Source organism: Hornefia butyriciproducens, assembly GCF_009695915.1.
Taxonomy (GTDB): Bacteria; Bacillota; Clostridia; order Peptostreptococcales; family Anaerovoracaceae; genus Aminicella; species Aminicella butyriciproducens.
Window position 1 is genome coordinate 246244 of the sequence record NZ_VUMZ01000003.1, and the last position, 22506, is coordinate 268749.

Here is a 22506-nt window from a genome sequence, read left to right on the forward strand (position 1 = left end):
CATCAGTGAATTAAACGGTGGTGCAGGTCGATTAAGGTCATATCGCTAACTTTTCTTATAGGCTGTTTTTTTAGGCTCTAAGAGTAGTTATAGAAAAGAGCTTCATCGACCTACACCATTAGTCCTAAGCCTTCATAAAATCAGACTTTAAGCGGACTCCGAAGACCATGACTCCGGTCTTGGTACGCTTTTTCTCAAAGCCAGCCTGATCCAGTGCCGTATAGAAATCCGTCGTGCTGCGGATATACTCACCGACCTGCATGCAGTAGCTGCGGTATTCGTTATAAAACTCGCCGGACTTGGTCGTATAGCTCTGATCCAGCTCGCAGCGCTCATCCAGAAACTGTGAGAGCCAGTCGTTGTTTTCCTTGTAACGATTGATGGCGTCGACCACAACCTTCGGCTTCTCGATCTTGTAGTCCTTGGCGATCACGCGCTTGGCACCTTCAATGATCCAAGAGAGGATCGCGCCGCCGCATTTCTTATACAGGTAGTCGGCGTAATTCTTGATGTCGCTGTTTCCTTCAATGACGGCATTGAACGGGATCACGATCAGCCTTCTCCACGTACCGGCATCCAGCGCTCCCACCTTCGGCAGGTGATTGGTATAGAGCACCAGCGTGTGCGTCGGAACATAGGAGAAGGGGTCTTTGTATTTTTTCTCCGCATAGATCTCGTCGGTGGAGCAGAGCTGCTTCACGTTGGAAGTGGAAAGGCGCATGCCTTCCTCAAGTTCGGATGCGATCAGCAGGCGCTTGCCCTTGGCCTCAGCAAGTTCCGGTTTGACGTTCCGCTTGCAGCCCACGGTCAGGGTGTCGGCGGACATGTTCCCGGAGTAGCTTCCGAGCACCCGGGAGATGGCATTCCAAAAGGTCGACTTACCGTTGCGGCCTTCGCCATACGCGATGATCAGAGCCTCAAGGCAGACTTTGCCGATAGCGGACAGCCCGGCGATCTCCTGCACGTAGTTCATGAGCTCCGTATCGCCCACGAAGAAGGTGTCGAGCGCTGCCTGCCAGATGTCCATGTTCAGGTCATCCGGATCAACCGAGGTCTGTTTTGTAATGAAGTCTCCCGGGGTGTGATCGTGAAGTGCGGTCAGTCCCTTGCTCAGGTCGTAGGTGGCTGACGGCGTGTTCAGCAGGAATTCATCTGCGTCCAGATCCCTCTGGTCGACCTCCAGCATTGGTCTTGCTTCCTTCAGGGCAGAGGAGATGTATTTGGAATCCCGGCGCTTGATAGCGTAGTTCCGGTAACTGATGGCATTCTCATATTTCTGGAAGATACGTACCTGCTCCCGGTTCATGGCAGCGGCGGCCTTCTTATTTCCCATCGTGGCAACGAGCTCCCATGCGCCGCATTTCATCATTTCATCAAGAGTCTTCTTGATCTCGTTCTCCGCTTCCTCCAGCTGACGGGCAGTGAGTTCCTGCGCGACAGCCTGTGACTTTGGTTTCGATTCCTCCCAGAAGCTGCCGTTGTACACGAGGTAGTCTGTCGATGGGGAGTAGCGGAGCCGGTCGATGTATTCCCGGGAAAGGATCAAAGCCTGCCCGACATCTGAGTAATCGCCGGGCTGCAGGAGAAGCTCCTGATTATATTTTTCCGGAGGGATGTAATCGTCCTGAGATGACACCTTGCCGTAAAAGCGGAGTGCGCTGCGCCAGATGGTATCCAGCTCATGGGCATCCAGAGGCGGATCGCAGTTTTTCGAGAATTCGATAAAGCGGTCGTGGGCTTCATCGGTGTTGCCGTAGCGTTTCAGGATTCTTCCGGCGTAGTGGGACATGGTGGCATTCCGGGAGCCTTCTGGGATGGTGATGCTGCCGTAGGTGCCGCCGTCCATGTTTTCATCAAACTCATCATCCAGAAATGAGGTCAGGTTCATGGGTGCATCAAAGACCTCGACCTGCGGATCAGCTGTCCCATAAAAGAACCGGGCAGCATCCAGCGCCTGCGTATCGAAGTACGGAAAGATGGCACTCACCAGCCTTTTCAGGTTGCTGTATTCCGTTGCGTCGGTGATCCTTTCGATCGGGAAGAACACATGGAACTTCGGCCTCGGTGCTTTACCATTCTTGGTCTTCTCATGATGCCTTGAGTAGTGGACAGCAAAGGCGACGCCCGGAAAAGCGGCAGCCACGTCAGCCGGGCTTACCCATTCATCCGGGTTTTCACTGTGGTCGTTGTCGCAGTCGACCGGCAGGCAGTCGCTTCCGATGAAGTTATCATTATTGCGATAGCTGTTCTGGTATTCTGCACATACGTAATCGTGGCAGACGGCCTCCCTGAGAGAGGCCTGATCTGTCACGTCGTGCTTGTGAGGGTAGGAGCAGTTACTTGGACTGCCTATGATATCTGCGCTGTAGAGGGTAAACATCAGTCGTACACCTCCTTGGATTCTTCCTCCAGCACCTTTGTGATGAACTTCAGTGCCCGGATGATGGTTTCGAGCTCGCAGTCACCGCCGAGGAATACTTCGAAGCCTTCATCGGCGTAGCGCCCGAGAGGATGAATCTGGATATCTGTTCCACCGGTGTCTTCAATGCGGAAGTAAGTGCGTCCGCCGTGTCCGGTATCACCGCCCATGTATCCCGTGGTACCGGCTTCGACCTCGAGGATATTGCAGCTGACCACGTCCCGGCTGTAGGTAGTGATCTGGGTGCCGTCAGGCAGGATACGTCTGTTTTCTTTAATTTCGAACATAGATCTTCCTCCTGTTCTATTGAGATAGTGAAGGCGGTAAAAGCAAAGGCTGCCACCGCCGGTTTACACTTTCCACTGGAGGTGACAGCCCTGATTTGACGAAAGAAGATCAGTCTTTCTTATAAAATGTTGTTTCGTATCCGTCTGCGTTCAGCTGCAGGCCTTCTGCCCACGGTGGTGTTCTTCCCATCTGTTCACAGACTGCCTTTAGCGACATCCGGGGATCGGCTTCGATGACAAGCTCATCATGGATGTGCATCGTGATACTGCAGCAGCGGAGCGTCCGCATGGCGTAGCACAGGATATCCCGGGAGGTGGCCTGCACGATGTTCTCGACAAGGCGAGCGCCATAGGTTTCGAGGCGTTCCCATTTCTTGGTGCCGCCGACGCCTTCGTAGGTGATACACTGGCCGCCGAACTTGTTAGTTCCAATCTTGGGTTTTACGTAGGCGAGCTTCCGGCCAGAAGGAAGGGTGATAAAGAGCATGCCGCTTTTATATTCGAAGTGGATGCCGTGGGTGTCCGCCTCATGCCTGAACTTCACAGCCTCCATTGCAGCCCGGTCAACGTCCCACCAGAAGGAGACGATGTTCGGGTTTGTCTGCCGCCAAGCCTCAACAAGGGGATAAAGCTCATCCTCGGTCAAGCCCATCTCAAGAGCGCCCATTGCTTTCAGGGCTCCGACTGATCCGCCGTAGCCGAGGGCGAGTTCTGCGATCTTGCCTTTTTGACGCAGGTGGCCATTGATGCCGTGCTTCTCGACAGGCACCTTGAACATCTGACTGGCGCTGGCACAGTAAATGTCACCGCCACTTGCGAAGACCTCCTGACGCCAAGACTCGCCAGCCATCCACGCGATTACCCGGGCTTCGATCGCGCTAAAGTCACTGACGATAAACTTACAGCCGTCCTTTGGAATGAAGGCTGTCCGGATCAACTGAGAGAGGGTATCCGGGACATCCTCGTAGAGCATTTCCACACTGTCGTAATCACCGGAGCGGACGATGGCGCGAGCATGCTCCAGATCCGGAAGGTGATTCTGTGGCAGGTTTTGTAATTGAATGAGCCTGCCTGCCCAGCGGCCAGTCCGGTTGGCTCCATAGAACTGGAACATACCGCGAGCACGGCCATCGGAGCACACGGCGTTGATCATCGACTGATATTTCCGGATGCTGGACTTGGCCAGCTGCTGCCGGAGAGCGAGAACGCGCCTTAGCTCTGGCGGTGCCGTCTTGATCAGTTCGGCCACGACCTTTTTACCGAGGGAGTCGACTTCGAGGCCGTTCTCTATAAGAAACTGCTTCATCTGCTGGACGCTATTCGGGTTCTCAAGCTCTGTCAGCTGCCGCATGGCCTCCGTAAGCTCTGCCCGGGAACGGGCATCCATGTCGATGGCCTGTCTGACCAGAGGAAGGTCGATCGCGACACCACGGTCATTGATCTCCTGATCAATGTGATACTCATCCCATATGAAGTCCGGCACCGGGAACTTCTGCAGGCGCTGCTGTATGGACATCTCTGTCTCGACATCCCTGACGTTATACCGCTTGAAGGCTGCCCACTTGTCGGGAGCATGACGGGGAAGGTTCCGTGTCCGCTGGCCGTTTGACTTTGTGGGAGCACAGGGCTGGCAGAAGTATTTGATCAGGTCTTTGCCTTCGGTAAGTTTCTGCTTCTCAAGGCCGAGGACAGCACCGCAGCCTTCCAGTGACAAAGGCAGTCCCATCACGGCTGACCAGATCATAGTGCAGCGCCAGCCTTCCGGATTCAGGTACCTCGCCATCTCGGTTGAGAGGGGATGATTGTCATGGAAGGGATCAAGGCTCATACCCAGATTCTTCATGTGCTGCGACAGGCAGACACGTTCGAAGTTCGCGTTGAATGCCCACTTGGTGACCGTGTCATCCGTCAGGGCATCCAGTATGTCTTCCGGGATCTTCTCGCCGCAGGTCAGATCGATCACCTTGACGGGTGCGCCGTCTATGCTGTAGCCAAAGAGCAAGATCTCAAAATCCGGAGCCTCCACGTAGCGGTAGACGCCAGACTTCTGCAGACTGACGCTTGAGTAGGTTTCGATATCTATACTGAGTGTTTTCATATATACCATCCTTGAAAAGGGCTGGCAGCAAGACCTGCCACCAGCCCACATGCTTTACTTGTATGCTTCCATACGCTTTTCGTGATATTCCTTGTCTCGGAGGTCAGCGGCTTCCTTGCGCTTGTCATCTCTGCGCTCGCAGATCACCATGTTGATCGCGGTTGCTGCCCACGAGAGAACCAGCAGGCAGAAGCAGCCGACCAGAATGTTACAGAGTACGGTTGAAATTACAATCTCGTTCATTGTCATATACCTCCATTAGTTCAGGAAATCTTCATCGTCGTCATCGGTTGCGAAGTCGGCCTCAGCACTTGCCTTGCCGCCCAGAGGCTCACCGGCACGAATCAGCTGCAGGTTGTTCAGGCCGCAGGCGATGCCACGGTTGCCGTTAGAGTTGAAGGCGTACAGGTTGATACTGGCTCTGCCATATACTCCGGAATAGACCTGCGAACGGGTGAGGATCGGGTTAAGATCCGCGTCCACGATGCCCGGCGCAGTAGCGGAGTTCGCGTTGATGAAGTAAGCATTGGCGTATGCCGGATCGTCCGGTCTCTCGGCGTCACCGTCCCTCAGCGGAGTCTTGATGGACTTGAGAGGCGGCACAGACTTGCTGTTACCCTTGAGCTTTGCCTCGCCCTCGACGTAGGCAGCTTCGATCGCGGCCTTGATCTTGGCAATGGTCTTGGTATCCGACTTCGGGATGATCAGGCTGACACTGTACTTCGGAGTGCCGCCGTTGATTGACTTCGGCTCCCAGACGTTGGCATAGCTCCATCTGGTGTCTTCGCCGGTGATAACTTTCATAGGATTCTTTACTTTGTTAGACATGTTATTTACCTCCATTGTCTTTGAAATCGGTTATAGCTGTATTCATTGCCGATCGTTTATCGCTCTCCGGCACGAGCGTTGGTTTGCCTTGTGGTTTCTCGATGAGCCCGGACAGGACTTCGTCAAAGCGAGCCTTGCCGAGCATCTTCTGCATGGCCGTGATTCCGAGCAGTTTCTGCTCATACGGATCAAAGCCAGCTTCTGTGACGGCTGCGGCGACGGCAGCATCATTGACGTAGCGCCTGTTGGAGCGACCTTCAACGAGCTTGAAGCCCGACCACTGTTTGCCGCTTATCGCCTGCGCGAGGGCATATTCCTTGATGTCGGATGCCCACGATACAAGGTCATCGATCTTGCCAAGGATGTCCTCTACGTCCTCATCGGTGAGGAGCGGCGGCAGCTTGAAGTCGTACTTGGCCAGTTCCAGATTGGCGTCGGCACGGGCACGGCAGGCGTTCTTGGCCTTGCAGAATCCGCACCATTCACCACAGAGGAAGTTGCCGTCACCTGCAAAGGCGAGCTCGGCAGCAGGCTTCAGTACGTCGTCCGCCCACGTATGCAGGTCGTCCTTTGACAGTTCATAGGTGCTCAGGTTATTCCGGCGCGGCTGGTAGATCGTCATCCGGACAGTGTCGATGTCGTAGATGCCGTCAAAGAGCTCCAAGGCTCCGAGCGCGTAGCACATCATCTGTGGATTCTCAGTAGCGCTGACCAACACGCCGAGTCCGTATTTGAAGTCAATGACTTGCAGGGTGCCGTCTGCGATGATGATGCAGTCGGCGGTTCCGAAACCTTCCTCTACCCATCGGGAGAAGTCGACTCGCTGCTCGATCAGGACGACCGGATCGCTGCAGGTTTCCTTGGCGGCCTCGACCTGTTCCAGAACGTAGGCGGCGTACCCGGATGCACAGTCGTCCATCTCCTGATTGAACCAGCTGAGGTTCTCTGTCGGATCATCGGCCTCCATGCCCAACGCCGTCTTCAGCTTGTATTCGCACAGGCTGTGGGCGTCGGTGCCCTCAGCGGCGTAGTCACTGCCTTTATCCTCGTAGGTCTCGGAGAGCCTTGCTGACGGTGGACAGTGAATCCAGCGGTCTGATGATGATGCAGAGAGTAGTGCGTGTTTAGTTGCCATCGTCCAGTCCCTCCACATCCTTAAGCAGCGCCTTGTAGTTTGCCTTATCGACACCGGAGAGCTTCTCGGCACCATACTTCTTGAGCAGGTCGCGGATTTCAGCCGTGTGTCCTTTCCTTGACATATCTGCCAGAACAGCGCGGACATCTTCGAGCTTCAGTTCCGGTTCCTTCTTAGGTACCTCTTGATCCTGTGTGCCGGAGAACTGCCCGGCCAGCCAGTCGGCGGCGCTGTTAATAGCGGCAGCAGCATCGCGGAGCTCTTTGATGGTCAGATCCATTTCGCTCATTTTGCTCATGTGATTTTCCTCCTTCCTCGGATTGACTCTGGGCTGATAAGACTTTGAGCTTTCTTGCCAGCCTTGCGGATACCTGACTGATTGCGATCAGAACGTCGATCACTTCTTCGTCAGCAGGGCTTCGTGTTCTGTACATGGGGTTCACCTCCAATCCGGAGCGTCTCGTTTTGTGCTCCTTACACTTCCCACTGGAGGTGATGGGTAGGGATTGACGAAGGAAAATTGAAAAGTTTTGATTAGCAGCAAAATATATAAATTGCTGCTAATATAGACAAAAAGAAATCCGGCCACTGTGATGGCAGCCGGATAACTACATTAGATATTAAAGTGGTCGGGATATTTCTTTGCGAGGATCTTAGCGGCCTTGTCGATCTGGCTGCGGAAGGTCGTCCTCTTGATCTTGATGATTTCGGCGATCTCTCCGTCCGTCTTTCCATCTTCCCTGAGCCTTCCGATCTGGAACGCTTCAGGCATCAGTTCCTCCAGATCCTTAAACAGGTGCTCCAGCTCATCCATGTCGCAGATGATGTCTTCAGGTGACGGTGACGGATCAACCAGCGTGTCAGCGAGGGTAACCTCATCGCCTTCGCTGTCAGAGACGGGTTTATCAAGTGACAGGGTGTCTCCGGGAGCGTGATATTCGCAGTCGTCACACATCCCGTCGCAGAGCCACCACTTGCTGCGAGGGCACATGCAGCGCCCGTGATACTGCTCGCGTTTTCTCTTGTTTGTACGGAAGCGGTCAAACTCCGCGTACTGTTCCGGTGTTACTTCGAACCAAGTTTTGGTTCCCTTGTCAAAAATACGTTTACTCTGATTTACATCTTTTTTCATAAAAGTACGGGTCTCCTTAGCCCCACAGCCGCTGGGTCTTGTGGAGAAGCGGAGATCCCGTACTTGGGTGCCAGCAGCGAAAATGGACGCAGAAATCCCACCCGTCGCGGGAGAACAAAGTCTCCGCTTCAAGTTGCGTCCAGCTGTTCGCGTGCTGGTCTTGTATTCAGTTGTCGGCTTCACGTCTGTGGCGAACAGTCCCTCTATGTGCACTCGGGACGATCACGTCGGTGAGCAGGAGCAGTTTAACGTCATGCTCAGGACGGTTTCTTATTTCAAGTCAGCTTCATAAGCGTACATCTCGCTGAAAATGTCTGGCAGAATGCTGTCACTTGCATCTTCAACACAGTTCACACCGAAGCGCCTGAAAACTGAGTCAACTACTGCCGAGCCCAATTTGGAGCTAACAACGGCAGCAGAGTTTTCGATACTGTCGATCCAGTTATGCCTTTCACTCTTTGTCACTGTTTTGCCTCCTTCCTGTCTCAGCGTCTCTATCCGGATAAATAGCTAAGAGCTATTTCTTGTAGGACATTTTTGGATTTTGCAAAATCCTTTTTGACTTAAAAATGTCCTTAACGCAAACCGTTGCTTTGACAAATGGACACTTTTGTGCTAAAATATGTGCATCTGAAATCACCCGGTTAGCCTTACACCTAAGTGCTGAAATAATTATAGAAAATGGCATAGTTCGACTTGGGGATGGTTTGGCGCAGCGTGGTACATCTTGGTACAAAACTCTCAGAAAGGACGGGATTGTTCGTGGAGTTTAAGGAATTCTTTTCTATGATGAAAAATAGAATATCTGATGGCGCGGATGTTCCGTATTTCTTTAGGGATCTCGTTGCGATGATTACAGATGTTACGGAGGAAGAATGGGCGACACCAAAAGATCCGTCAAGCAAGTTGACGAAAGAGAACACTATTCGCTCATATGCAAAACGTGGCCTTTCTAAGAAATTTGCGCAGAGCATCGTATATAGACTGTCGCCGGAGATGTTTATAGAATCTCTCAACACAAGGCCACATGCTGCGATTGCCCTATTGGCAGGTGACTATCGAAGTTATGATCCTTCTGCGACTTCAGATAATATTGCTCATAAACTGGCTTACTGCTTTATCGATATTATTCAGCGAGCAGCCGGTCTTGTTCCGAAAGATGAACTTGAACGGCAAAAACTCATGCAGCAGGCACATGAGTTAAAGATCAAGTTTGGTGATTATCTTCGGGATGAAGCTGAGAATGTTTGTGCTTTCCCCGGATGCAGTAATTCATTGATGGTGGCGGATAATGGAAAGGCAACACCTGTGTTTGAAGTGTCCCTGATAGATAAAACCAAGGAGCCAAAGATCGACAATCTGTTAGCTATGTGTCCGCAGTGTCATGCGACATATGCAATCGATGACAGCAAGAAGATTCTTAAAGAACTTCAGGGCATTAAGAAAATCCTTGTGGCACATAAGCAGAGCATGAAGCTTCTTGACGGGATGCCTCTGGAGAAAGGAATAATAGGTGTCATAAGAAAGATCAAGAATATGAAAGAAAAGGACTTGTTAGATCCGTCCCTTGATCCGAAGGACATAAGAGAGAAACTTGATCCGGATGAGAACTTAGCCTTATATAGGACGGTAAAGAATTACGTAGACACTTACTATGTCACTCTGAAAGAAATCATAACAAGCGCAGATAAGCGCGGCGAGATTGACTACGATGAAGTGCAGGATCAGATGAAGGCCATATACAAAAGACTGAAAAAGGCGAACAAATCCAATGTCGAAATCTTTAATGAAATATCAGAGAAAGTGCATAAGGTAAGCCTGCAGGAAGACATTTATTGCCAAATCGTTGTGGCATACTTTATTGCAAAGTGCGAGGTGTTTGATGCAATTACCGAATAAACTATATTCATATAAAAACAGCACATTATCGCTTGTACCGATAGTGCTCAGGGAAATAAAAGAAAGACCAGTCGCGGTGACTGATCTGTATAACCGGGTAAAACCATATCTTAAAGACGCCACAGATTTTTTGTCTGTGATGGATTGTTTATATGCCCTGCGAGCTGTAGACATCAATGATGACGAGGAGGTGTTCATATGCTTGTAGAAATGTGGTCACCGGCATTTAAAGAAAAAGGGAAACAGCGTCCAAAAATACAATTTCATGAAGGTCTCAATGTGGTGCTGGGAAAAGAAGATGGAGCTATGTCTATCGGAAAGTCAACGGCGCTGCTTGCTATTGATTATGTCTTTGGTGGAGATACCTATATTAAAAGTGATGGGGTAAAGCATGAAGGACATCATACGATTTACTTCGCTTTCAAATTTGATGGGACAACCTATTACTTTGCCAGAAATACGGCAGAGGGGGAGACCGTTTTTATTTGCGATGAAAAATATGAGTACACCGGAGAACAGTATACAAAAAAAGAATTTACAGACTGGCTGAAAGAACAGTATCATATGGATTTTCCCGGATTATCTTTCCGAATTGCCGTAAGCAGCCATTTCAGGATCTATGGCAAGAAAAACATCGATGAGACTAATCCGCTGTTGGGTATCCCCGGCCAGAATATGGATAAGGCAATTACAGCTATTGTAACACTCTTTGATCGGTATAAAGATATTGAGGAGTTCAAAGATAACGTAGTCGAGCATAAAAAGAAACTCGATGCATATAAGGAAGCGAGACGATATCATTTTATTTCGGATCTCGTAGGCGGACAGAAAAAGTACGAAGAGAATCTGGCGACCATCCGTGGCCTTGAGTTAGAACTTGCAGCATTGGTACAGGAGGCAGAAAAGGGATCTTCGGAGGAGGAGATTGAACTAAACAAGAAAAAAGCAGCTTTGACGAATGACAAGATGTCTGTTGAAAAGGTTATACATGCCAAAGAGATGAAGCTCCGTCTTGTGAACATGAATCTGGAGTATGGCCTGTATCCTACAGAGGCGGACATGGAGGCCTTGCAGGAGTTTTTTCCGGGGGTAAACCTTCGCAAACTGTATGAAATTGAAAGATACCACCAGAAACTGGCCAAAATACTGGATGCACAATTTTCGGAAGAAAAGGCCGCGATTGAAGCGGAAATTGCCGTATTGCAACAGCGACTTGATGGTATAAAAGTACAGATCAAAGAACTTGGCTTTGTAGGATCAATGTCTCAGGAGTTCCTTGATAGGCACTCTGAATTAAAAGCGGAAATCGCAGCACTTAAAACACAGAATCAGGCATTCCTCACATTAAAAGAACTTCAAGAAGCAAAAGCCAATGCAGATGAAATTTTAAAGCGGAGCATAGAAGAAATCCTCTATGACATTGAGAACACACTGAATTCAAAAATGGAGGAGTTCAACGATCTGCTATTTGATGAAAAGAAGAAGCCGCCACATGTGCAGTTCAATGCATATAACAGTTACAAATTTGAAACTCCGGACAACACGGGAACCGGATCAAATTATAAAGGATTGATCATATATGATTTGGCGGTTTTGTTTACAACCGCTCTTCCGGCGATAGCACACGACTCGTTGCTCTTTGGTGATTTGAGCAAAGATGCTTTTGACGGGATTGTTCGCATATATATCAGCACAAAAAAACAGTTATTTATAGCATATGATAAGCAGGGAGATTGTAGGCCTGAAACAAGAAAGGTTTTAGAAGATAATTGTGTGCTGAGGTTATCAGATAACAATTGTGAACTGTATGGTAGATCATGGGACGCATACACAAAGGAGACCAACCAAAATGAAGATGAGTTACAACAAACTTTGGAAACTACTGATAGACAAGAACATGAAGAAGTCTGATCTGCGAAAGAACGCAGGGATCAGCTCTTCGTCGCTTGCAAAGCTCACCAAAGATGGAAACGTCACAACAGAAGTGCTCGCCAAAATATGTAATGAGCTTCATTGTGATGTCGGAGACATTATGGAGTTTGTTCCGGATAAGGAGAGTAAAGTAAAACAGGAGTCCTGAATTATGGACGCCTAAAGTCATATTATTATTCTGGAGGAAAGGAAGTGCCGGAATGCTGCCAGAAGAACGAGCACGAGAAAAAATAGATAAGCAGCTAATAAATGCTGGATGGGACATCGTTTCAAGAAATGAATATGTGCCCAAATCCGCATCTGCTGTAAAGGAAGCCTTGATGCAGGGGAATACAGAGAGTGATTATCTGCTCTTTGTAGATAATAAAGCCATCGCTGTTGTCGAGGCAAAGAGAGAAGAAAACCCTCTCGGCGAAGAGGTTGAAAAGCAGGCTGAAGACTACGCAAGGAGTCCACAACATTGGTATGGCCTGTGGTATAGTGATCTGATTCCGCTTGTGTATATGGCGAACGGGAAGAAAATCTATTTCAAAAACATGCTGACTGATCCCGAGGGTGATTATGTAGAACTAAGCGAGATGCATTCTCCGAAAAAGATGCTCCAGATGATTAATCAAGTGTCGGAATATGGAGCGCTGCCAAGATTGGAGAAACGAGGTCTTCGTGATTGCCAGTACAGGGCAGAGATTCAATTTGAAAAGTCTTTGAAGGATGGTGAGAAAAAGAATCTCGCTATTCTTGCGACTGGTAGTGGTAAAACCTATCTTGCTTGTCTTGCAAGTTATAGATTGCTGAACTATACGCCAACGAGACGTATTTTGTTCCTTGTTGATAGAAACAATCTCGCTCGCCAGACAGAGGCCGAGTTTAGTCAGTTTGATCGCACAGAAGGTCAACAGGAAATGAGCTCCCTGTATGAGATCAAGAGGCTTAAGCAAGAAAAAGATATAAAAGCGGATATTGTAATATCAACAATTCAAAAGTTATTTGCAGTATTAACTGGGCAGGCGCTCACGGATGTTAGTGAAGATGCCGAAGATGAGAACACAACAGCCGATGAAGAGAAAGTAACAAAAGAGGTTATAACACTTGGTGACGACCTGAAGCTGCCACCTGACTATTTCCAACTTATAATTGTTGACGAATGTCACAGATCCATATACGGAAAATGGAAAGCGGTGCTGGATTATTTCTCAGGAGCAAAAGTGCTGGGGCTTACAGCAACACCAACTCCAGAGGCCTATGCGTTTTTCAATAACAATATTATTGAAGAATACACATATGATGATTCTGTCGTTGATGGCGTAAATGTTCCTTCTCGTGTTTATCGTGTTTCCACAGAGGTAACTGAGCATGGGGGAGCGATCAAGTCCGGTACAAAAGTTACAGAAACAGCTCGCAAAACAGGCGAGACAACAGAATACACCTCATCACAAAGAGTCGATTATGATCCTGCACAGTTGGATCGTTCAGTTGTTAACCGTGATCAGATCAGAAAAGTGTTAACCGCATATAAGAAATCGATATATGAAGAATTGTACCCAGAGAGGGAGAAAGACTGGAGGTATATTCCGAAGACACTGATATTTGCTAAGGACGATAATCATGCCGATGAGATCGTAGAAGGCGTTAAGGATGTCTTTAAAGACGAATTCGAAGAAGGAGTGGTTCCGGAGCATTTTGTTCAGAAGATCACCTATTCCTCGGGTGATTCAAACAGTCTTATTAGAGATCTCAGAACAGAGAAGGATTTTCGAATTGCTGTAACGGTTACTTTGGTGGCAACTGGAACAGATGTGAAACCTCTGGAAGTGGTGCTCTTCATGAAAGACGTTCATTCTGATGTCCTTTATACACAGATGAAAGGTCGTGGATGCCGCGTAATCAGTGATGACAAGTTGCGTGAAGTTACTCCGAATGCAAATACAAAAGAATGCTATTACATTGTTGATGGGGTCGGCGTGACGGAACACGAGAAGGTTATACCGCATCCGGTCATTAACCCAGCTCCCGGAAAGAAAGTTCTTTCTCTCGAGCATTTACTGGAGCATCTGGCGCACAATGAATTAAGCGATGAAAATCTGTGGCTGCTCAGGGACTACTGCTCAACCATCAACAGACGATACGAAGACAATCCTCTGTTCGGGAGACATTTGGATTACTTCATCACTACATATGGCTTTGCGCCAAGGACAATAGCCGGGAACATCCAAGCAGCGACAGATCAGGGAATACTAATTGAACATCAGTATATTGATCCTTCACATGATAACTCGCGTCGAATGGCTTTGATTTATAGCTTGATCAGTAGCATTCCAGCTCGTAAGAAACTGTTAGAGATGCAGCGAGGCTATATCATCAATACCGAGGAAGATCCGGATGAAATAATATATGCCGGGTTCTCAAAGGAAACTGCAAAATCATTCATCGAGAATTTTGAGAAGTATCTGGATGATAATAAGGACAGTATCGAAGCACTCAGGATCATTTATAATTCCGAGGATACCATCATTACACATTCGATGTTGTGTGAACTCCGTGATCGACTCTTGTCTGAGAGTAGGCAATATGGAGTTTATCAGATATGGAAGAATTACAAAGTGCTCGATACCGAAGGCAACGTTGATGAACTGGATGTAAAAACAAATGTAAATGCGCTGACCAACCTGATACAGATTGTCAGGTATGCATATAAAAAGAATCAAAAACTGACAAGCCTGATAAAAGGCTATGCAAATAGATTCAGCTTGTATTGTGGCCAGCACCAACGTGTTCTTTCCAAAGAGCAAGTAGAGATTATGCGTCAGGTGGCAGAGTTTATTATCAATGACGGAGCCATTTCTGTGCAGGAGTTGAATGAGATTGATACCGATCTCTGGAGAAAAGGCGTAACAACATTTGGTGCAAAGGTACTTGCATCAGAAATGCAGTCATTATCAAGATTTTTATTGAGGGTAGCGTAATATGGCAAATCAAAAAACAGAAGCGGCATTAATAAAGAAAGTATGGGATATAGCAAACGTGCTCGCAGCAGCAGGTGTTGGATTTACAGATTACATCACACAGCTGACCTATATTCTCTTTCTCAAAATGGATAACGAAAAAGAAGAAGTTGGTCTTGGTAGTTCTATTCCCGAAGGCTACAAATGGGCTGATCTTATAAACCTTAGTGGTACAGATCTTGTTGGTAAATATGAGGAGATTCTTAAAGAACTCTCAAAGGATGAAGGCTTGATTGGAACAATCTTCACGAAGGCCACTAACAAGATTGACAGACCGGTCATGCTGAAAAAAGTAATTGATATGGTATCAGAGGACAACTGGTACATGATGGAGGGAGATTTTAAGGGCGCTGTCTATGAAAATATTCTTGAGAAGAACGGCCAAGACAGAAAGAGCGGTGCTGGACAGTACTTTACTCCAAGAGCATTAATCTCGGCGATTGTGGATGTGGTCGACCCAAAGATTACAGAAACTGTAGCAGATCCATGCTGTGGAACTGCAGGTTTTTTGCTGGCGGCATATGAGCATATGCGTAAACAAAGCAGAGATGTTGAAAAACAGAGATTCCTGAAGAATAATGCATTGTTTGGCGCAGACAACACATCTCTGGTAGTTACGTTGGCATCCATGAACCTATATCTTCATGATATTGGTGTAAACAAGAGCCCAATCGCTTATCAGGATTCGCTGATTGAAACATCTGACGATCTGTACCAAGTAGTAATGACGAATCCGCCTTTTGGGACAAGACCACAGGGAAGTGTTGAGGTTTCAGCAAATAGACCGGAATTCATCAAGACTTCTGATAATCAGGTTAATTTCCTGCAGCACATCATGTCTATTGTAAAAACTGGTGGACGTGTTGGCGTAGTTCTACCTGATAGCGTTTTGACGGATGGCGACTCCACCAAAAGGGTACGCGACAAGCTGCTGAAGGATTACAACCTGCATACGATTTTGAGATTGCCGACCGGTATATTCTATGCCAATGGAGTGAAAACCAATGTACTCTTTTTTGATAAAGGAGAACCTACAAAAGATATATGGGTCTACGACTATCGGACTGGCGTGCATCATACGATGGTACAAAGTCCGATGACAAGAGCGCACCTCGATGAATTTGTTGAATGCTACTGCTCTGGGCATATGGAAGATCGCAAACAGACATATTCAGAGGAGAATCCAAACGGCAGGTGGAGGCGTTTCACAGAAGAAGAAGTAAAAGGTCGTGACGACTTGAACTTCAAATGGATAGATCTCACAGAAGAAGACGAGCGCACAATTGACGAGGTGCTCGCAGATATGCAAGAAGAGGCAAATGCTATTTCTGCTTCAGTAGAACAGCTAAAGATTCTCTTAGGAGGGATTGAAAGTTGATTGATACAGCATCTGTAAAAATGCGGATTATTAGGATGGCCATTAGTGGAGAGCTAACAAAGCGTCCGGAAACAGATTTCAACATTGAACAATGTCTCGCGACTATTCACGAGGAGTATTTACGTCTGCTAAAGAACGGCGAGACAAAAAAGAAAAAGGAAGCCCCTATGATTGAGGAGGGTCTATTCGAGATTCCTCAATCATGGGCATGGGTGCCTTTGGGGAAACTCTGCACTTTTCTTTCACGGGGGAAGTCTCCAAAATATTCATCTGAAAAGCTGTACCCGGTATTTGCTCAGAAATGCAATCAGCCCAACGGTTTAGCCCTCGAAAAAGCAAAGTTTTTAGATAAAAACACACTGGAGAAATGGGCTCCTTATTTCCGCCTACATGAGCAAGACGTACTGATTAACTCAACTGGGACGGGTACGATGGGACGTGTAGGGTTTTACCTAACCGAATCATTAGATGATCAGTATCCATTTATGCTCCCGGACTCACATGTTACTGTTGCAAGATTTGGAACGGGAGTTATTCCTAAATATATATTTTACGTATTGAGATCCGTTCCAATCCAAGCGATTATGGAGCGACAATTCAGAGGGACAACAAACCAAAAGGAGTTTTACATTGAATCGGTCTATTCAATACCCATTCCGCTACCAACAACAAGTGAACAAATTGAAATAGTCTCTAAATTGGATGAAGCTATAGAGTTGCTGGAGCATATTGATAAAACTCAGAATGAGTATCATTCAGATTTCAATGTTTTGAAAAGCAAAATCATAGACGCTGGCATCAGAGGTGAGTTGACGGAACAACTGGCTGAGGACGGTACTGCAAGAGAACTATACCAGCAGATTCAAATTGAGCGAACGCGCAAAGAACAAGAAAAAGAGATAAAGGAAGTCGAGCTGCTCCCAGACATTGAAGAGGGAGAGGAACCATTTGCTATTCCTTCCTCTTGGATGTGGACAAGGTTTGGGAATACTTCTTATATCGTACGAGGGGGCTCTCCAAGACCAATAAAACAGTTTGTTACGGATGATCCAACGGGTATCAACTGGATCAAAATTGGTGATGTTGAAAAAGGTGGTAAATACATATACGAAACGAAAGAAAGGATAATCCCAGAGGGTGAAAAGAAGAGCCGCAGGGTTGCTCCCGGGGACTTTTTGCTCACTAACTCCATGAGTTTCGGAAGACCATATATTTCAAAAATAGATGGCTGCATACACGACGGCTGGCTCCTAATACGAAATCTCAAAGGATTTGATGATAACTACCTGTACTACCTTCTTTCATCCACGTACATGTATAACGAGTTCTGTCAAAGGGCATCCGGATCTACCGTAGACAATTTGAATATTGAAAAAGTGAGCTCAGCGTTTGTGCCTCTTCCTCCATTGGCGGAACAAAAGCGAATAGCTGAAAGAATCGATGAACTTCTGTTAGCAATATCTCAATGATGTATAGATAATGTATAATTGTTGCTATTGAAAGTTGTTTTAGAGGAGAATCAATCGTGCAGAAAATTGACAAAACAGATACTCTTGGGAAAATCCTAAGTGGCCGTCGCTTTACGGTAGACTACTTCCAGAGAGAGTATCGTTGGGGACAGAAGCAAATTGATCAGATGCTTTCTGATTTTCAGAACACATTTGAGGAATACTATGATCCGAATGATCATGATACACCAGAAGAGGTTGCCGGATATGGCTTCTACTACATGGGATGTATCATCTGTACAGGAGGGTCGGTGAACAAAATAATTGATGGGCAGCAGCGGTTGACGTCTCTCACACTGCTCCTCATTTATCTGACAAATCTTCAGAAAGAACTTGCTGTCCCAGAAGATGAAGTGGTTGACCTTGATAGCATGATTTATGCTGTTCATTTTGGGAAGAAGAGCTTCAATATTGACGTGCCGGAGCGAGCCAAATGTATGCAGGCTCTTCTGCAGAACGACAAGAATTACGTAGCTGATAATGAGAGTTCGCAGAACATGCTTGATCGGTATGAGGATATCGTTGAGTGCTTTCCGGATGAGCTGAAGGGCGAGGCGTTGCCGTTTTTCATTTATTGGCTTATCGAGAAAGTATTGCTGCTGGAAATTGATACTCCATCTGAGGATGAAGCGCATACTATCTTCTTGACCATGAATGACCGTGGTCTCAGCCTTAACAGTGCAGAAATGATGAAGGCTTATGTTATTCAGCAGGTGGCTGAGGCAGATCGTTTAGATGTGAATCATCAGTGGCAGGATAACATCAATAAAATTAAGAATGCTTCCTCATATAATTCCAGTGGTACCGTTAATACGGAGGATGTTGAGTTTATATCAATTTGGCTGCGTGCAAAATATGCAGAGACTCTTCGTGAAGGAAAGCGCGGAGCAAAAGATGAGGACTATGAACTGCTCGGTGATAAATTCCATACTTGGGTAAGAGATAAAGCCAAAACCAAAATGGGACTTGTGAAATCAAAGGATTTCAGAGACTTTGTATGGATAGAAATGACAAAGGTTACAAACCTATATCTGCGACTTAAAGAGTATGGCACAAAACTGACTCCGGGATATGAGGAGGTTTTCTATAACACCAACAGGGATCTTACATATCAGATCATGCTCACTCTTGCAGCTGTACGGAATGATGATCCTGAAGATGTAGTAAAGAAGAAGATTCAGATGACAGCAAAGTTCGTTGATGACTTTGCTTCAATACGCATTTTCAATTTTAGAAAGGTCAACTGGAATACAAATAAGTATTTGTTATTCCGTGTGATGTGCGATGTCCGGAATCAAGATTGTAAGACTGTCGGCATGGTATATGTCCGTGCCTTAAGAAGAATGGATGCAAACCTTGACGGCATAACAAAGTTTAGCTTGAATCAGTTTTCCGGTAGATATATGCTCCACCTCCTTGCAAGGTTCACTTCCCACGTCAATGTGCTCATGGGAAATCCGTCCCATTTCGACGAGTATGTTGACCGTCAGCGGAAGGGAAACACATACGACATAGAGCATATTCTCCCAGACAAGTACGAAGACTATACAGAGGAGTTTTCAGATTATGAGGACTTCCAGTCTTCCCGTCAGTATATCGGCAACCTGATTCTTCTCACCCGTGACAAGAACAGGAGCTATCAGGCCATGAAGTACTCGGAAAAGGTACAGAAGTATTCCGGAGATAACATTCTTGCGCAGGCTCTCAATCCAATCGCATACCAAAACAATCCGCAATTCCTGTCGAATGTGGTCAGCCGATATGGATTTGAAGCGATAGATCAATTTAAGAAGCAAAGCATAGCAGATCGTGCAGAAATATACCTGAAGATGGCGAGTGACATCTGGAATCCAACAGATATAAAAGACCTTGCCGGAGGCTGGTCAGCTGACGAAGAAAAAGAGTTTTTCAAGAACACAAAAGGTCAGGAATTTACTATTGGCTATGCTGATCGAAGCTGGCCAGACGCACTGAAGTATGGATTCCTATCCGCAAATATTGGAGGTAGTGGACGATATCTGTATAACGTACAAGCCGGTGACACTGTGTTCTGTCATATCGCTGGAAGTGGGTTTGTCGGTATCGGTGAGTGCCTTGCGACAGCTGTGCCGATGGCAGACTTCAAAGTTGACGTTGATGGAGTGAGCACGCCAATCGCGTCGGCTCCGTGGGAGTCAGAAGACGCGAAGAATAAGCTCGATCATAAAAAAGAGATCTTCATCAGTGTTAAATGGAAGAAGTATGTTACAGATCAAGTGGACGGCTATTGGGAAAAGGGAATGACCAGTGTGCCGCTTGTAGCTTACACACTCACAGATAAGACCACATACAAGAAGGTCAAGGATCACTTTTGCTATAAGGATGAAGCTCAAGAGTAAACTTATAAAAGAAGGTTCGGGACATGGGTGAATATGTAAAGAAGAAAAAAGAAATGAATTTCCAGAGCGTAGAGGCGCTGCAACAAGTTGTAAATGTTGTTAATGAAGCCTCCGCCGCTTTGAACGATAAAAAGAGAACGATACGAGAAAGTGCAATACCGGAGGTGCTTGCAGGAGCCCTTGGTGCCGGAATTGGCGGTGTTGGATCATTTGCGGCACTCTATGGACTCGGTACCGTTGGTCTTTCAGCTGCTGGTATCACTTCTGGATTAGCCGCAGCAGGATCTATTGTCGGCGGTGGTATGGTAGCCGGAGTATTCGTATTGGCATTACCCGTGGCGGCACTGGCTGCAGGCGGTGTAGGCGTAGCTGCCAAATTAAAGAATAAACAGTTACGACAAGAAAAAGAGCGTCTGTATAAGGAAGCGCTCCAGAAACATGAGGCAATTATCAAGGCTATGAAGGAAGAGGCTGATGCAACTAAGGAACGCATGGATTATCTGCAAAGCATTAACATCCTTTTGCAGCAGGCAATAAAAGACCTTCAGAAGGACTTGGGAATTGCAGCTTAATTCAGGATGCTGATAAATGAGTAAATACAGATACACAGAGTTAGAACAACAACTCAATAATGTCCTCGTGCATCAGGATAAGGAACTGGCAAGGATAGCCTTTCCTGACACCAAGGATATAGATGAGAATATCCGGCAGAGTGAAGAACTGTTGCGGTCTCTCGGCGTTAAGTTTCCCAACGGTGCAAGTCTTGCCGTTCAGGAAATACCAAAGAAGGTCATGGTCGTTCCATCATGGGAGAGCTTATGCTTGGAAGCAGAAGCCGCAGTAGGAAATCAATGCGTGCTCGAGGATTTATTCACGGCGGAGGAACTGCAGACAAATGAGCAGGCTATAGTTGCGCTCAATGAAGAATACAATCAGCTTCATCGGCTGGATAAATACGATATCACTATCTCGGCAACGGCAGGACTTCTTGCTGCTGCAGTTGAAATCCTTCTGGTGGGTATTCCACAAAAGACGCCTGAAGGCCTGAAAGGTGGAGTGCTTGCCAACTATGTCAGGGATTACTTTGACAAGAGGTATCCAGAAGCAGAGATGGAGAAGCTCGCTAACTCAAAGGTGAGTAAGGTTCCATACGATGCGCAGGACAACAGGAACACCGTCGTCAACGTCGAGGGCTTGTCGACCTATTACCATAGACTTCTGTCCCTCGGGCATGATCCGCTACTTGGATTGGTGATTGGTGTTGCAGACATTATGACCGGCAGGATGACCACAATTGATAAGACAGGAAAAGCAGTCTCACAGGTTATAGATGGATATGCTAACAGAACAGAAAAGGATATCTTCTTTGCAATCGCAAAGCAGATAACGCACTTCAAGTCCGACATCACCACGTCGATGGGTCTTCCGGCACCACTAATGGGATTGTTCAATCTTCTTCAGTTCGGAAACATCGGTGATGAAGATCAGACAATCGCTGAGATCGTACAGGGAATGTACTATGAAGGCTACGACTTCATTCATTTTTGCACTCTCTCGATTCCAGTGATGATCGCGGAAGTTGTTACGCGGCTTGGATATGCAATCAAGCGGATAAAGGAAGGACATCCCGTTAAGGAATCAATTCCACTATCCACAAACCACGAGAAGCATCCAAAGCTCGGAACGATGCTCTTTATAGGGCATAGCGCGGCGACTGCGGTAAATGCCGGGAAGGTTTACTTCACCAAGAACCCGATGGCGATTAACTATCCGCAGTGGCTGGCCTTCGGCAAATACTCGTACCAGCAGCTTAAGTGGGTGCTGATTGAGAAGCCGGAGGCGAGAGACGCCTTTGTCAGGGGGACAATAAATGAGCAGCTTGATGAAGTGCTTTTATCTGTTGACGAGACGTTTACAGATATCTCAAGGGAGTACATCGTCGTAATAGGTTGAGACGGTGAAATATTTAGACCGATTCCCTATATTGAGAATGGGATCAGGGTTGAGACGGTATGGAATTAGACGCCTCGTATATAATAGAGTAGGAAGTAGGGTGTTGACCAGTTCCCATTGACGGACGCTCCCCGAGGGCACGGAAAATTAAACCCACAAAATCGTGGACAAGTTCCCAATGACAAACGGCTGCTCCTGACATCAAAATGGACGTGTCGAGCCATGTGGAGTGCGTATGTCTGATGTCTAAAGTGAAGTAAATAAGAGGCTCTGAATGTGTTGAAATCAAGAGGTTCCGGAGATTGGTCTAAAAATGGCCATATCCCGGGGGCCTCTTTTTTATTGATCTGACAACAGTCCTGTGCACTGATGCAGGGGAAGGGTCGAGACTATTGAGATGCTTTTGGAGGGGTGGAGACAACGGGAATGATGAATATTCCGGTGCGCTGAAAGCGCAAATCCGGTGAACTGGAAATCACCAGTCCGGCCGGTGGAAATCATAAATACGTGTATTCCGGTTCAACGGCACCGCCGTTCCGGCGGTGGAAACCACCATT

The 22506-nt window shown here is 47.1% G+C and carries 19 protein-coding genes; 10 read left to right on the forward strand and 9 right to left on the reverse strand.

The features are described from left to right. Nucleotides 1-124: 124 nt before the first annotated feature. The 9 genes from FYJ64_RS04945 to FYJ64_RS04985 form a co-directional block, all read right to left on the reverse strand. Nucleotides 125-2380, reverse strand: a complete 2256-nt coding sequence (locus FYJ64_RS04945) for a phage/plasmid primase, P4 family (RefSeq protein ID WP_154574098.1) — start codon at nt 2378-2380, stop codon at nt 125-127. Further along, on the reverse strand, nt 2380-2706 hold the full coding sequence (locus tag FYJ64_RS04950; RefSeq protein ID WP_035643334.1) for a hypothetical protein: 327 nt from the start codon (nt 2704-2706) through the stop codon (nt 2380-2382). Before FYJ64_RS04950 ends, FYJ64_RS04945 begins: the two co-directional genes overlap by 1 nt. Nucleotides 2707-2815: 109 nt before the next feature. Further along, nucleotides 2816-4804, reverse strand: coding sequence for a DNA polymerase (locus FYJ64_RS04955; RefSeq protein WP_154574099.1), 1989 nt, complete (start codon nt 4802-4804; stop codon nt 2816-2818). Nucleotides 4805-4858: 54 nt separating this feature from the next. Next, nucleotides 4859-5047 carry a hypothetical protein gene (locus tag FYJ64_RS04960; protein WP_154574100.1) on the reverse strand — a complete coding sequence of 63 codons (189 nt, stop codon included), beginning with the start codon at nt 5045-5047 and terminating at the stop codon, nt 4859-4861. Nucleotides 5048-5062: 15 nt separating this feature from the next. After that, nucleotides 5063-5632 carry a DUF2815 family protein gene (locus FYJ64_RS04965; RefSeq protein ID WP_035643329.1) on the reverse strand — a complete coding sequence of 190 codons (570 nt, stop codon included), beginning with the start codon at nt 5630-5632 and terminating at the stop codon, nt 5063-5065. Nucleotide 5633: 1 nt separating this feature from the next. After that, complete coding sequence (locus FYJ64_RS04970; RefSeq protein ID WP_154574101.1) at nt 5634-6767, reverse strand: DUF2800 domain-containing protein; 1134 nt, start codon at nt 6765-6767, stop codon at nt 5634-5636. After that, nucleotides 6757-7065, reverse strand: a complete 309-nt coding sequence (locus FYJ64_RS04975) for a hypothetical protein (protein ID WP_035643327.1) — start codon at nt 7063-7065, stop codon at nt 6757-6759. The genes FYJ64_RS04970 and FYJ64_RS04975 overlap by 11 nt, the downstream gene beginning before the upstream one ends. Nucleotides 7066-7380: 315 nt before the next feature. Then, a complete protein-coding gene (locus tag FYJ64_RS04980; protein ID WP_154574102.1) occupies nt 7381-7899 on the reverse strand; it encodes a sigma-70 family RNA polymerase sigma factor in 519 nt (172 codons plus the stop codon). Between the two features lie 270 nt (nt 7900-8169). Further along, nucleotides 8170-8364: a hypothetical protein gene (locus tag FYJ64_RS04985; RefSeq protein ID WP_235897110.1), complete on the reverse strand. Its 195-nt coding sequence runs from the start codon at nt 8362-8364 to the stop codon at nt 8170-8172. Nucleotides 8365-8685: 321 nt separating this feature from the next. On the opposite strand from FYJ64_RS04985, the gene FYJ64_RS04990 reads away from it, so the two are divergent. The 10 genes from FYJ64_RS04990 to FYJ64_RS05030 are packed head-to-tail and all read left to right on the forward strand — an operon-like array spanning nt 8686 to nt 21949. Further along, nucleotides 8686-9798, forward strand: a complete 1113-nt coding sequence (locus tag FYJ64_RS04990) for an ABC-three component system protein (RefSeq protein ID WP_154574104.1) — start codon at nt 8686-8688, stop codon at nt 9796-9798. Then, the gene (locus FYJ64_RS11735) at nt 9782-10006 is read left to right on the forward strand and encodes an ABC-three component system middle component 7 (protein ID WP_328596987.1); all 225 of its coding nucleotides are present in this window, start codon (nt 9782-9784) and stop codon (nt 10004-10006) included. Before FYJ64_RS04990 ends, FYJ64_RS11735 begins: the two co-directional genes overlap by 17 nt. Further along, nucleotides 9997-11709 carry a DUF2326 domain-containing protein gene (locus tag FYJ64_RS04995; RefSeq protein ID WP_154574105.1) on the forward strand — a complete coding sequence of 571 codons (1713 nt, stop codon included), beginning with the start codon at nt 9997-9999 and terminating at the stop codon, nt 11707-11709. Before FYJ64_RS11735 ends, FYJ64_RS04995 begins: the two co-directional genes overlap by 10 nt. Next, nucleotides 11648-11878, forward strand: coding sequence for a helix-turn-helix domain-containing protein (locus FYJ64_RS05000; RefSeq protein WP_154574106.1), 231 nt, complete (start codon nt 11648-11650; stop codon nt 11876-11878). The genes FYJ64_RS04995 and FYJ64_RS05000 overlap by 62 nt, the downstream gene beginning before the upstream one ends. Nucleotides 11879-11930: 52 nt before the next feature. Beyond that, nucleotides 11931-14693, forward strand: a complete 2763-nt coding sequence (locus FYJ64_RS05005) for a type I restriction endonuclease subunit R (RefSeq protein ID WP_154574107.1) — start codon at nt 11931-11933, stop codon at nt 14691-14693. 1 nt (nt 14694) lies between these two features. After that, nucleotides 14695-16110: a type I restriction-modification system subunit M gene (locus tag FYJ64_RS05010; RefSeq protein ID WP_154574108.1), complete on the forward strand. Its 1416-nt coding sequence runs from the start codon at nt 14695-14697 to the stop codon at nt 16108-16110. Continuing rightward, nucleotides 16107-17579, forward strand: coding sequence for a restriction endonuclease subunit S (locus FYJ64_RS05015; protein WP_154574109.1), 1473 nt, complete (start codon nt 16107-16109; stop codon nt 17577-17579). The genes FYJ64_RS05010 and FYJ64_RS05015 overlap by 4 nt, the downstream gene beginning before the upstream one ends. A gap of 56 nt (nt 17580-17635) precedes the next feature. Then, entirely contained in the window at nt 17636-19996 is a 2361-nt protein-coding gene (locus tag FYJ64_RS11740; protein WP_328596988.1) for a DUF262 domain-containing protein, read from the forward strand. Nucleotides 19997-20019: 23 nt separating this feature from the next. Beyond that, complete coding sequence (locus FYJ64_RS05025; RefSeq protein WP_154574110.1) at nt 20020-20568, forward strand: hypothetical protein; 549 nt, start codon at nt 20020-20022, stop codon at nt 20566-20568. Nucleotides 20569-20584: 16 nt separating this feature from the next. Then, nucleotides 20585-21949: a hypothetical protein gene (locus FYJ64_RS05030; RefSeq protein ID WP_154574111.1), complete on the forward strand. Its 1365-nt coding sequence runs from the start codon at nt 20585-20587 to the stop codon at nt 21947-21949. Nucleotides 21950-22506 lie beyond the last annotated feature (557 nt).